Genomic DNA, 11,936 nt, shown 5'->3' with positions numbered 1-11,936 from the left:
CACTACAAACCATCGTGTGACATGGTTAATCCACGAAGTAGGAGGCTTGGATGAGATGCGCATCAAAATGCGAATGGCGCCCCAGCCATAAGTTGGAGGAGGAGCTCTTGTGCGTACCTGGTTGTCCAGCAACAGATGCATAGTCATTTGAGATGGCAGGTTCGCCTTGATTGTGCGCGGCGACTCCACGCAGTGGACTCCATAACATAACGAGCGCGGCTCTTATTCTGCCGCCGTTCTCCACACACCACATAGAAAAAAATGGACACGTTCGATACAGCCATCGAGACTTTCCTGACGCAATTGCACCTTAGCGTCCTGTGTAGCTCGGCAATAAGATTCGTCGCGGATTCGTATACCTTCAAAGGTCTCGTGCTCATTCCGGTTCTATGGTGGATATGGTTCCGTCCAGGAGCGCGTCGCGAGTGGCGGCGGGAAATGGTTATCGCGGCGATCTTCAGCGGCCTGCTCGCCCTTCTGGTCGGGCGGCTTCTCGCCCATTTCTTGCCGTTCCGGGTACGGCCTCTCTATGCGCAGGACTTGCATCTGAGCTTTCCCTCTATCCCGCAGCATGAAAGCCTGCTGTCGGCGTGGAGTTCGTTCCCGAGTGATCACGCCATGCTGTGGGCCGCGGTCTCAGTGGGCATTCTTATTGTCTCCCGCCGGCTGGGTGTGCTCGCGCTTTTGTACACGGCAATCGTTATCTGCGCTCCGCGTGCTTACCTCGGCTTTCACTATCCAACTGATCTGCTTGCGGGGGCAGCGATCGGAATTCTCATTACTTACCTTATGACGCGGGACTCTGTCAGGACTTTGTACGCGACCCGTGTATTGCGTTGGATCGAATCCTACCCGGGACAATCGGCGGTGCTTGGGTTCGTGCTGTGCCTGGAAATCGTGACCCAGTTCGATGAACTGAGGTCGTTCGCCAATGCCGTTTTTAGAAACCTGTGAGTGTGGCCTTCAGCAATGAAGTAATCGGTAATTCACCGACGTCCTTGCGATCTCAGACGATGTGACGCAGGGGCGAGAGCAGTGGGTTGTCGGCGAAGAGTTGTTTCCACATAAGCGGCGTAAGTTCGTTCACGCGCGAAGCCGGATGCTGGCCCACGCGCTGCAGCACGTCGACCAGATAATCGTAGGGTTCGATATCGTGCAGCTTGCACGTCACCTACAGGCGTTGCGCGATGCCGATCTGCCTGGTGCCGAGTTCGGTCCAGCAGAACATCCAGGTCTTCTTCCCATTGGAATGGCGCGCAACGCGCGCTCCAATGAATTCGTATCGATCTCGACATCCGGGTCGTCCAGATACAGCATCAGGCCGTCCCGACACTCGCGCACGTAGTGCAACACGCGCGGTTCTGCTCGTCGCAGTTGAATCGATGAACCTATAGGTCGCTTTCCGTGATCACGCGTTTGCGCGTGGCGCGTCATTTGTCGTGGCCACCGCCCCTTGCGAGTCACGCGAATCGCGTCGGCCTCGACGAGCCGTTGACTCTGTCATCTGTGATGATTTCGATAGACACCGCGGCAATGGGTACGCGATCTGCGTGACTTCTCCTTGTGGGCACGCAGTGCGCTGGCGGGCGCACCGAGGGCTTCAAAGCCGGAGCGTCCGCAATACGATGAGCTAATTGTCGTTCAATTCTTCCGCGGCAAAAAAATTACTGCGTGTGTGTTCAACGCCGCAGAAATGACATGGCGTTGGTTGTACGGTTGATATCAAATACTTGGCGGTTTCAAGAGTGAAGCGCAACAGGGAGTTAATGAACGGAAGCTGAAGTTATCGAAGCGGTTGCGAGCATACGTTCGAAGACCTCGAATGGCGAATGAAATGCATGGGTAGCACGCGGTCGGCTGTTGAGGCTGTCGGCGATGGCATCGAGTTCGTCCTGGCTGTAGATCGAGAGGTCGGTGCCTTTTGGCAAGTACTGACGCAGCAGCCCGTTGGTGTTCTCACAGGTGCCGCGTTGCCATGGACTGTGCGGATCGCAGAAGTACACGCGCACGCCGGTGGCGGCGCTGAGCTCCTGATGGCGGGTCATTTCCTTGCCCTGGTCGTAGGTGAAGCTCTGGCGCAGTGGGGTAGCGATCGAATTCAGCTTGGCCGTGAAGCCCGCCAGGGCCGAGGCGGCGGTGGCATCTTCCATCTTCGCCAGCAGCACCAGGCGACTGGTGCGCTCAACCAGCACGCCGACGGAAGACTGGTTGCCGGCGCCCTTGATGAAGTCGCCCTCCCAGTGACCAGGCATCACCCGGTCGTCGACCTCGGGCGGGCGCACATGGATGCTCACCATGTCGGGGATCTGGCCACGCCGGTCAGTGCCGCGCTTACGTGACATGCGCGTGCTGTGGCCGTGGCGCAGACAGGCGATAAGCTGGCGGCGCAGCTCACCGCGTGGCTGCGCATAGATGGCGGTGTAGATGGTCTCGTGCGAGACGTGCTGCGTCGGATCGTTGGGCCACATCCGCTTGAGGGTACCTGAGATCTGCTGGGGTGACCACTTCCACTCCAGCAGTGTGAGTACTACACGCCACGGCACGCTTTGAGGGTGCAGCTTGGGACAGGGGCGCGCAGCCTCACGTCGACTCGCGCTAAGCGCGTGCGCCGGTGCAGACGCATAGCCCACGGCAGAACAGGTGTTTCTGGCCAGCTCGCGGCTCACGGTCGATGCCGAGCGCCCGAGTGTTCGGGCCATGGCCCGAACACTCGATCCCAGCTGCTTCATGCTTGCAATGGTCATGCGCTCTTCAGGCTGAAGCTGTTGATACGTTCTTCTTTTTTGCATGTGCGCACCTTACACGAGGAAGGTGTTGCACTTCAGATTTGATCGCGCCCTTCATAAAAAAGGAGACTCTTATGCCCAATCGGAAAATTCCAGGTGCCAAGTTCGAGCCGGTTTATTTGAAGGTAACGCAGCCGTTTGCGCTTCTCAAATATCGCCTTCCATCTATAAAAGGCTCGTTATGGCGACAACTTCTACAGTAATCCTTAGCATATCGCTATGGCTTATTTTCATTCTTTTCCTCTGTGCGCTGGTCCGCAGGGGAGCAATTCGAGAGCGCGAGCAACACGATCAGCTACTTGCCTCATCGAGGCAATTCAAGGCTCATACCGCGTCTGAGCTGCGCTATTGGGAAACTCAATCGCCACGATCCGTCACGAGCGGCGAAGTCAAAGGTGATCACGGAGATTGGCCCGATGTGCGCGAAGGCCGCCGCCCGGAAGAGAGCTCGACGCTGTGATGCCGATGCTCCTCATCATCTGCGGGGCAGTTGGACGTAGAGGCCGGCCCGCATATACCATACATAGGCCATCGCGACGAACCCCATCGACTTTCAAAACGCGCCTGGCGCTCGACGCGGGCCAGCCGCGAGTCGAAGACGGCGGCCTCAAATATGGAGTGCAACACCTGTCTCGTATAAGGTGTCGCACTTCATATTTGAGGCCGCCACACCATTTATCAGCCCGTTACCCTGTAATCAGTGGTAGATCGGGCAAAGTCATTCCGTCGCCTCCGAAATAACGCGCACTTTTTCCTTCGCACACTCGCGCCGCAAGCGTTTGACGAGACACAGGCGACGGCATCACCGCATTCCTTACAGCCGCCATGGGTCCAATCAGCCTGCTCCTTGCAAAGCCAAGCTCCACGACCTTGGGCAAACCGCACGCCGAAAAACCTCGCCGGTGAACCGAAGCATCGGCGCCCCGATGCCGTGCGCCTCCGCTGGCGCTGGCATCGCATCGGCTAGAATGACGACCGGCCCGTGCACGGCGTTGCGCGATACCACGCGCGTTTCTCATGTGGTGCCGGCGAATTTCCGCCTGCTATGCGGTGTGACATCGACAAATAGCGATGACCCGGCCAGGTCGCGCCATACTGATATGACGACTCTTCCTTCGTGACCCCCCCTGCTGCCCAAACCCCGCTTTCCCCACGCGATGCTACAGCGCAGAGGCTGCCGCTACATATAGCGCTCGTCTGCAACACCGCCTGGGCGATCTATACCTACCGCCAAGGGCTGCTTTCTGCGCTCACGGCATCTGGTGCCCGCGTCACCGTCATCGCGCCGCGCGACCGCACGTTCGAGCCGCTCGCGGCGCTCGGCTGCCACTGCATCGATCTGCCGGTGACCTCGAAGGGCACCAATCCCGTCGACGACCTGCGCACGCTGCTCGCGCTGTTCAAGCACTATCGCGCGCTGAAGCCCGACGTCGTATTCCACTACACCATCAAGCCGAACATCTATGGCTCGATCGCGGCGAAGCTGGCCGGCGTGCAGTCGGTCGCGGTCACGACGGGGCTCGGCTATGTGTTCATCCAGCACAGCCGCGCCGCGCAGGTCGCCAAAAAGCTGTATCGTTTCGCGTTCCGGTTCCCGCGCGAAGTGTGGTTTCTGAATCGCGACGATCAGGCTGCGTTCGTCGAAGGCAAGCTGCTCGTGCATCCCGAGCGCGCGCGGCTGTTGCATGGCGAAGGCGTCGATCTCGAGCAGTTCGCGTTCACGCCGCTGCGCGAGGGCGCGGAGTTCCGCTTCGTGCTGATCGGGCGGCTGCTGTGGGACAAGGGCGTCGGCGAATACGTCGAGGCCGCGCGGCAATTGCGCGAACGCTATCCGCGCGCGCGCTTCCAGCTTCTCGGGCCGGTCGGCGTCGACAATCCGAGCGCGATCACGCGCGACGAAGTTGCGGCATGGGAACGCGAAGGCGTGATCGAGTATCTTGGCGAGGCGCACGACGTGCGGCCGTTCATCGCCGACGCCGATTGTGTCGTGCTGCCGTCGTATCGCGAGGGTGTGCCGCGCACGCTGATGGAAGCGTCGGCGATGGGCCGGCCGATCGTCGCGACCGACGTGCCCGGCTGCCGCGAGGTGGTGGCCGACGGCGTCAACGGCTTGCTGTGCGAAGTGCGCAATGCCGCGAGCCTCGCCGCGAGCCTCGCGCGCATGCTCGACATGAGCGACACGGAACGCCGCGCGATGGCGGAACGCGGCCGGCAGAAAGTCGCGACGGAATTCGACGAGCGCGTGGTCGTCGAAACCTATAAAGACCTGGTGCGGAAAATAACGGGCGTTCTACTTTAACGGAGCAACAGCATGACCACGAAGGGCACGATTCTGGTAACTGGCGGTGCGGGCTTTATCGGCTCGCACACCTGTGTCGAACTGCTGAACGGCGGTTACGACGTGGTGGTAATCGACAATCTCGTGAACAGCAACCGCGAATCGCTGCGGCGCGTGGAAAAGATCGCCGGCAAGGCAGTGACGTTCTACGAAGCCGACGCGCGCGACGAAGCGGCGCTCAACCGTATTTTCGACGCTCACCCGATCACGGGCGCTATTCACTTCGCCGCGCTGAAGGCGGTGGGCGAATCGGTGGCCAAGCCGATCGAGTACTACAGCAACAACGTCGGCAGCCTGCTGACGCTGCTCGGCGTGATGCGCGAGCGCAACGTGAAGCAGCTCGTGTTCAGTTCGTCGGCGACCGTGTACGGCGTGCCGAAAAGCTCGCCGATCGACGAGTCGTTCCCGCTGTCGGCCACCAATCCGTACGGCCAGTCGAAGCTGATCGCCGAGCAGGTGCTGCGCGATCTGCAACTGGCCGACCCGTCCTGGCGCATCGCCACGCTGCGCTACTTCAATCCGGTCGGCGCGCACGAAAGCGGTTTGATCGGCGAAGATCCGGCGGGTATTCCGAACAACCTGATGCCGTACGTCGCGCAGGTGGCGGTCGGCAAGCTCGAAAAACTGCGCGTGTTCGGCGGCGACTATGAAACGCCCGACGGCACCGGCGTGCGCGACTATATCCACGTGGTCGATCTGGCGCGCGGGCATATCGCCGCGCTGGATGCGCTGGTCAAACGCGATGAGAGCTTCGTCGTGAATCTCGGCACGGGCCAGGGCTATAGCGTGCTGGACGTGGTGCGGGCGTTCGAAAAGGCGTCCGGCAAGCCGGTTCCCTTCGAGATCGTCGCGCGCCGTCCGGGCGATGTCGCGTCGTGCTTCGCCAATCCGGCCGCGGCGGAGAACATCGTCGGCTGGCGCGCGCAGTTCGGTATCGAGCGGATGTGCGCGGATCACTGGCGCTGGCAGTCGAGCAATCCGCACGGCTTCGCGTGAAGCGGCCAAAGTGCGTTCAAGCGTGTCGAGGCGCACTGAAGAGCACCGAAGAGCAGTGAAAATCGACGGCGGATCTGGCGAGTCGCGACGCACGGACTCCGCCGCCGTCGATTGAGGGATTGCACCAAGCGGGTAATTCCGAATATTACTGGATCTTTACGATTTCCTATACTGCCTCACCGATCGACGGTCAGGCTTCCTAAGAACGTCCGGTCGGCGCGCATGGGAGCCCCATCGAGGCTCCGTGCAAGAAAAGACATGCTACGGAGACAGTTATGGGAATTCGCTTGAAGAGCGTAGTGAGCGCGCTCGCGCTGTGTGCCCTCGCCAACGTCAGTTACGCAGCCGACCCGATCAAGATCGGCGTCGATGGACCTTTCACCGGCGGGTCGTCTTCGATGGGCGTGAGCATGCGCGACGGCGTGCGTCTCGCCACCGCTGAAATCAACAAGTCCGGCGGCGTGCTGGGCCGTCAGATCGTGCTGGTCGAGCGCGACGACGAAGCGAAGAACGAACGCGGCGTGCAGATCGCGCAAGAGTTGATCAACAAGGAAAAAGTCGTCGCGGTGGTGGGCTACATCAACACCGGTGTCGCGCTCGCGTCGCAACGCTTCTTCCAGGAAGCGAAGATTCCGGTCTTCAACAACGTCGCGACCGGCAGCATCGTGACCCGGCAGTTCACCGATCAACCGGAGAACTACGTGTTCCGCAACGCCGCCGCCGACCGCATTCAGGCGCCGATGATCGTCGACGAAGCAGTCACCAAACGCGGCTTCAAGAAGGTCGCGATTCTCGCGGACTCGACCAACTACGGCCAGCTCGGCCGCGAAGACCTCGAAAAGGCGCTGGCCGCCAAAGGCGTGAAACCGGTCGCCGTAGAGAAATTCAACATCAAGGACGTGGACATGACCGCGCAGCTGCTCAAGGCCAAGGAGGCCGGCGCTGAAGCGGTGCTGACCTACGGCATCGGGCCCGAACTCGCGCAGATCGCCAACGGCATGGCCAAGCTCGGCTGGAAGGTGCCGCTGATCGGCAGCTGGACCTTGTCGATGGCGAACTACATCGACAACGCGAGCACCAACGGCGAAGGCGCGCGCATGCCGCAGACCTTCATTCAGGAAGCGAACACGCCGAAACGCAAGGCGTTCATCGACGCGTACCTGAAGGAATTCAAGCCGAAGAACAACCGCATCGACTCGCCGGTGTCCGCCGCACAAGGCTACGACTCGGTGTACCTGCTGGCCGCCGCGATCACCCAGGCCGGTTCGACCGATGGCCCGAAGGTGCGCGCCGCACTCGAAACCCTCAACACCAAGGTGGAAGGCGTCGTGATGGTCTATGACAAGCCGTTCACGCATGACGACCACGAAGCGATCAGCCCGAACGTGCCGGTGGTCGGCGAGGTCAAGGGTGGCCGCGTGGTCTATGCGTATGAAGCCGATCGCAAGGGCGGCAGCCAGTTGCGCAGCAAGCAGGCGTCGGCGAACTAGGCGCAAGCAACGCAGATTCGCACAGTTTTGCGCGCGAACCCGGCGCGGCAGCATGTTCCAGAGCCGCACCCGCCCGCCGGCGGGGGCGGCTTTGCTTCATACACGGTGAACTCCAAGGCGCTCGACGATGGCCATTCTTCTGCAGCTCATCTATAGCGGCATTGCGCTCGGCATGATCTACGCCGTGATCGCATTCGGCTATCAACTCACGTTCGCCACTTCCGGCACGCTGAACTTCGGCCAGGGCGACGCGCTGATGCTCGGCGCGCTGGTCGGTCTCACGCTGGTGTCACTCGGCGTCAACTACTGGCTGATGATTCCGCTCGTCTGCGTGTTCGGTCTGTTACAGGGCGCGTTCGTCGAACGGATCGGCGTGCGGCCCGCGATCAAGATCAAATCCGAGTTCGGCTGGATCATGTCGACCATCGCGCTCGGCATCATCTTCAAGAACGTCGCGGAAAACGTCTGGGGCCGCGACGACCTGCGCTTCCCGTCGCCGCTGCCGGAAGCGCCGCTGAAAGTGTTCGGCGCGAACGTGCTGCCGATGGAACTGCTGGTGGTCGGCGGCGCGCTCGTGATGATGCTGGCCGTCGAGTTCTTCAACCGCAAGACGATCTTCGGCAAGGCGGTGGTGGCCACCGCGAACGACCGCGACGCCGCAGCGCTGATGGGCATCAACACCGGCCTCGTGATCACGTTTTCGTACGCGCTGTCGTCGCTGACCGCCGCGTTTGCCGGCGTGCTGATCGCCCCGCTCACGCTGACCGGCGCGACGATGGGCGCGGTGCTCGGGCTCAAGGCGTTCGCGGTGGCGATCATCGGCGGGTTGTCGAGCGGGCTGGGCATCGTGGTGGGCGGCGTGATCCTCGGGATCGCGGAGACCACCACCGGCTTCTACCTCTCCACCGGCTACAAAGACGTGCCGGGACTCGTGCTGCTGCTGATCGTGCTCGCGCTGAAACCCGCCGGGCTGTTCGGCAAAACCTCGATCAAGAAAGTGTGAGGGCCGCCGTGAACCTGAAGAAACTCATTGCTTCGGCACTCGCGCTGATCGCGCTCGCGGCGTTCCCGGTGCTGTCGGGCAACCCGTACTACATCCATCTGTTCGAGACCATCATGATCTACGCGATCCTGCTGTTCGGTCTCGACATCGTGGTCGGTTACACCGGCCAGGTTTCGCTCGGACATGCGGGGCTGTTCGGCGTCGGCGCTTACACGGCGGGCGTGCTGTTCATCAAGCTCGGCATGCCGTTTTTCGTCACCGCGCCGCTCGCGATCCTGATCACGGCCGGCTTCGGCGCGATCCTCGCGCTGCCCGCGCTGCGCGTGTCCGGCCCGTACCTCGCGATGGTCACGCTCGCGTTCGGCACGATCCTGCAAATCCTCATCAACGAGATGGATTTCCTGACCAACGGGCCGATGGGCGTGAAGATTCCGAAGCCCTCGCTCGGCGGCCGGCCGATGAACGAAGTCGAATACTACTGGCTCGTCGCGGCGCTGCTGGTGGTGTCGCTGATCGTCGTGCACCGCGTGCTGAAGTCGCATCTGGGCCGCGCGTTCGAAGCGCTGCGCGACAGTCCGATCGCGTCGGACTGCATGGGCGTGTCGGTGTACCGCTACAAGGTCTACGCGTTCGTGATCAGCGCGGGCTTTGCCGGTCTCGCGGGCTGCCTGTACTCGTATTCGGAGCAGTACATCTCACCGAATACCTACAACTTCGAACTCACCATCCTGTTCCTGCTCGCGATCATCATGGGCGGGCGCAAGACGCGTACCGGCGCGCTGCTCGGCTCGGCGATCATCGTGCTGCTGCCCAAGCTGCTCGACGACATCGACATGTTCCGCACGGTCGGGTCGGTGCTGGCGGCCGTGGTGGTGATCGGCGCGGGCGTGGCGCTCGCGCGCAAGGTGTCGACGCCGCGCAAGGTGGCGATTCCGGTGCTCGGCACGGTCGGGCTCGCCGCCTTCTCGTACCGCATCGACACACTCGCCGACTGGCGCCTGACCATTTTCGGCCTGATGATCCTGCTGGTCGTGTACTACCTGCAGGACGGCGTGGTCGGCTTCGTGCGCAAGATCGTGATGCATGGCCGCGTGCGTACAGTCACGGTCGACACCACGAAGCCCGAGGCCATCGGCGCCGACGCGATCCAGGCCGTGCACGCGGGCGGCGCGGAAGACATCCTGCAATTGCGCGGCATCCTGATGCAGTTCAGCGGCCTGAAGGCGCTCAACAATGTCGATCTGACCGTGCGGCGCGGCACGATTCACGGTCTGATCGGCCCGAACGGCTCGGGCAAGAGCACGATGATGAACGTGCTGACCGGCATCTACGTGCCGACCGCGGGCACGCTCGACTACCGCGGCGCGTCGCTAGCAGGCAAGACCTCGGCACAGATCGCGCTGGCGGGGATCGCGCGCACGTTCCAGAACGTGCAGCTATTCGGCGAAATGACCGCGCTCGAAAATGTGCTGGTCGGCTTGCATCACACGTTCCGCGCCAATCTCGCGGACGTCGGGCTGATGTCGCCGCGTTACCGGCGCGAAGAGCGCGCCGCGCGCGAGCGCGCGTTCGGCATGTTGCGCTTCGTCGGGCTGGAGAACGTTGCCGGCGAGGAAGCGCGCAACCTGCCCTACGGCAAGCAGCGGCTGCTCGAAATCGCGCGGGCGCTCGCGCTCGATCCGCAACTGCTGCTGCTCGACGAGCCGGCCGCCGGGCTCACCGCGCCGGACATCAAGGAGCTGGTCGCGATCATCCGCAAGGTGCGCGATCACGGCATTACGGTCGTGCTGATCGAACATCATATGGATGTCGTGATGAGCGTGTGCGATCGCGTGTCGGTGCTCGACTTCGGGCAGAAGATCGCGGAAGGCAACCCGGCCGACATCCAGTCGAACGAAAAAGTCATCGAGGCTTATCTCGGCGGCCAGGCGGCGGGGCAAGCGGCGTAAGCCGCGCCGGCCTCCGTCGAGACCCACGAGATCCACAGGAACAGACATGCTATCGGTCAAGAATCTGCATGCGGGCTACGGCAAGGTGAAGGTGCTGCACGGCATTTCGATCAACGTGCCGAAGGGCTCGGTCGTCACGCTGATCGGCTCGAACGGCGCGGGCAAGACCACCACGATGCGCGCGATCTCCGGGATGATTCGCCCGAGCGCGGGCGAGATCACGATGGGCGTGGGCGCTGGCGCGAAGCGCATCGATGCGCTGGACTCGCATCACATCGCGCGGCTCGGCCTCGCGCATTCGCCGGAAGGCCGGCGCGTGTTCGCGACGATGAGCGTGACCGACAACCTGATTCTCGGCGCGTTTGCGCGCCTCACCTGGGCGCGCCCGCGCGGCGACGTGAACGCGGATCTGGAGCGCGCGATCGAACTCTTCCCGCGTCTGAAGGAACGGCGCCATCAACTGGCCGGCACGCTCTCCGGCGGCGAGCAGCAAATGCTGGCGATGGCGCGCGCGATCATGCTGAACCCGGAACTCGTGCTGCTCGACGAGCCGTCAATGGGGCTCGCGCCGATTCTCGTCGAAGAGGTGTTCCGGATCATCGAGAATCTGAAGGGCCAAGGCGTGACGATGCTGCTGGTCGAGCAGTTCGCCGCGGCGGCGCTCAACGTGGCCGACTACGGCTATGTGCTGGAGAACGGCCGGATCGCCGCGCATGGGCCGGCGCTGCAATTGCGCAACGATCCGTCGGTGAAGGCTGCTTATCTGGGTACGAGTCATTGAGGTTATTTCCATTCCAGGCGGTGGGCACTTCACGTAACGCATCAACGCGTGCGCACGGAAACGGAATAGCGGCCCGGCGGGCACGATCGGATCGTTCGGGGGCCAGGGCTGTTAATTTCTCGTGGCTCCGCAGACGCAGCGCCGCAAATGTTCAAAGTTCAGCGCGTTGCGGTGCCACTCGATGGTGATGCTTCGGCCTGATGTAGCCCGCATGCAGTTCAGGGCCATGGAGCGCAGGCGCGCCAGAATTCCGGGCTTGGTTCGCGTCGAGCAGTGATCCTCTCGCAAGGCCACATCGCGCACGTGATGATTCTGGTTCTCTACTGACCAGTGGCCACAGATGGCCGTCTGACAGGTTTCGGCGCTCATGACGGATGTACTGACCCACCACGCAGTTTCGCTGGTGCGGACCCAGCCGTCAGTGCGGTGGCGGCGTTCGACCGTACGCGAGACGCTGACCATCTGCTGTACCAGCGGCTGCCAGTCATCTTCCAGCCAGTTCTCCGACATGCTCCAGATGCGCACGGTACGCGTCTCGATACGGCCGTGTCCCTTGTCGTGTTGCACGTTGCATTGGGCCGCAGCGCAATAGC

The 11,936-nt window shown here is 62.2% G+C and carries 9 protein-coding genes and 1 pseudogene; 7 read left to right on the top strand and 3 right to left on the bottom strand.

The annotated features are described in order from the left end of the window. Positions 1-261 precede the first annotated feature (261 nt). Positions 262-954, top strand: a complete 693-nt coding sequence (locus P0D89_RS33720; RefSeq protein WP_408377771.1) for a phosphatase PAP2 family protein — start codon at positions 262-264, stop codon at positions 952-954. A 52-nt stretch (positions 955-1,006) separates the two neighbouring features. Here P0D89_RS33720 and P0D89_RS33715 read toward each other — a convergent pair. Together P0D89_RS33715 and P0D89_RS33710 are read right to left on the bottom strand one after the other, a co-directional pair. Continuing rightward, positions 1,007-1,344: pseudogene (locus P0D89_RS33715) on the bottom strand (transposase domain-containing protein); the annotation flags it as partial. 419 nt (positions 1,345-1,763) lie between these two features. Further along, positions 1,764-2,789 (bottom strand): IS30 family transposase, encoded by a 1,026-nt coding sequence (locus P0D89_RS33710; protein WP_408377770.1) that lies wholly within the window; start codon positions 2,787-2,789, stop codon positions 1,764-1,766. Positions 2,790-3,960: 1,171 nt separating this feature from the next. Between P0D89_RS33710 and P0D89_RS33705 the strand changes: the two genes are divergently transcribed. From P0D89_RS33705 to P0D89_RS33680, 6 genes are all read left to right on the top strand, one after another. Continuing rightward, positions 3,961-5,085, top strand: coding sequence for a glycosyltransferase family 4 protein (locus tag P0D89_RS33705; RefSeq protein ID WP_408377802.1), 1,125 nt, complete (start codon positions 3,961-3,963; stop codon positions 5,083-5,085). 12 nt (positions 5,086-5,097) lie between these two features. Next, positions 5,098-6,120 (top strand): UDP-glucose 4-epimerase GalE, encoded by a 1,023-nt coding sequence (gene galE, locus P0D89_RS33700; RefSeq protein ID WP_408377769.1) that lies wholly within the window; start codon positions 5,098-5,100, stop codon positions 6,118-6,120. A 275-nt stretch (positions 6,121-6,395) separates the two neighbouring features. Then, on the top strand, positions 6,396-7,610 hold the full coding sequence (locus tag P0D89_RS33695; protein WP_408354903.1) for an ABC transporter substrate-binding protein: 1,215 nt from the start codon (positions 6,396-6,398) through the stop codon (positions 7,608-7,610). A gap of 127 nt (positions 7,611-7,737) precedes the next feature. Continuing rightward, positions 7,738-8,613 carry a branched-chain amino acid ABC transporter permease gene (locus P0D89_RS33690; protein WP_408354906.1) on the top strand — a complete coding sequence of 292 codons (876 nt, stop codon included), beginning with the start codon at positions 7,738-7,740 and terminating at the stop codon, positions 8,611-8,613. An 8-nt stretch (positions 8,614-8,621) separates the two neighbouring features. Continuing rightward, positions 8,622-10,562 (top strand): branched-chain amino acid ABC transporter ATP-binding protein/permease, encoded by a 1,941-nt coding sequence (locus P0D89_RS33685; RefSeq protein WP_408377768.1) that lies wholly within the window; start codon positions 8,622-8,624, stop codon positions 10,560-10,562. Between the two features lie 46 nt (positions 10,563-10,608). Continuing rightward, positions 10,609-11,343, top strand: coding sequence for an ABC transporter ATP-binding protein (locus tag P0D89_RS33680; RefSeq protein WP_408377766.1), 735 nt, complete (start codon positions 10,609-10,611; stop codon positions 11,341-11,343). Between the two features lie 111 nt (positions 11,344-11,454). Here the strand turns inward: P0D89_RS33680 and P0D89_RS33675 are convergent. After that, positions 11,455-11,936: ISAs1 family transposase (locus P0D89_RS33675; protein ID WP_408377764.1), on the bottom strand; the 482-nt coding region annotated here is incomplete at its 5' end.

The organism is Paraburkholderia sp. RL18-085-BIA-A (assembly GCF_046027075.1).
GTDB lineage: Bacteria > Pseudomonadota > Gammaproteobacteria > Burkholderiales > Burkholderiaceae > Paraburkholderia.
Note: the sequence above shows the minus strand (reverse complement) of the source record. Positions and strands in the feature narration are given on the sequence as shown.

Coding starts and splice junctions, on each gene's coding strand:
- P0D89_RS33720 (WP_408377771.1), top strand. CDS start 262: ATGGACACGTTCGATACAGCCATCGAGACTTTCCTGACGCAATTGCAC.
- P0D89_RS33680 (WP_408377766.1), top strand. CDS start 10,609: ATGCTATCGGTCAAGAATCTGCATGCGGGCTACGGCAAGGTGAAGGTG.
- P0D89_RS33695 (WP_408354903.1), top strand. CDS start 6,396: ATGGGAATTCGCTTGAAGAGCGTAGTGAGCGCGCTCGCGCTGTGTGCC.
- P0D89_RS33690 (WP_408354906.1), top strand. CDS start 7,738: ATGGCCATTCTTCTGCAGCTCATCTATAGCGGCATTGCGCTCGGCATG.
- galE (WP_408377769.1), top strand. CDS start 5,098: ATGACCACGAAGGGCACGATTCTGGTAACTGGCGGTGCGGGCTTTATC.
- P0D89_RS33710 (WP_408377770.1), bottom strand. CDS start 2,789: ATGCAAAAAAGAAGAACGTATCAACAGCTTCAGCCTGAAGAGCGCATG.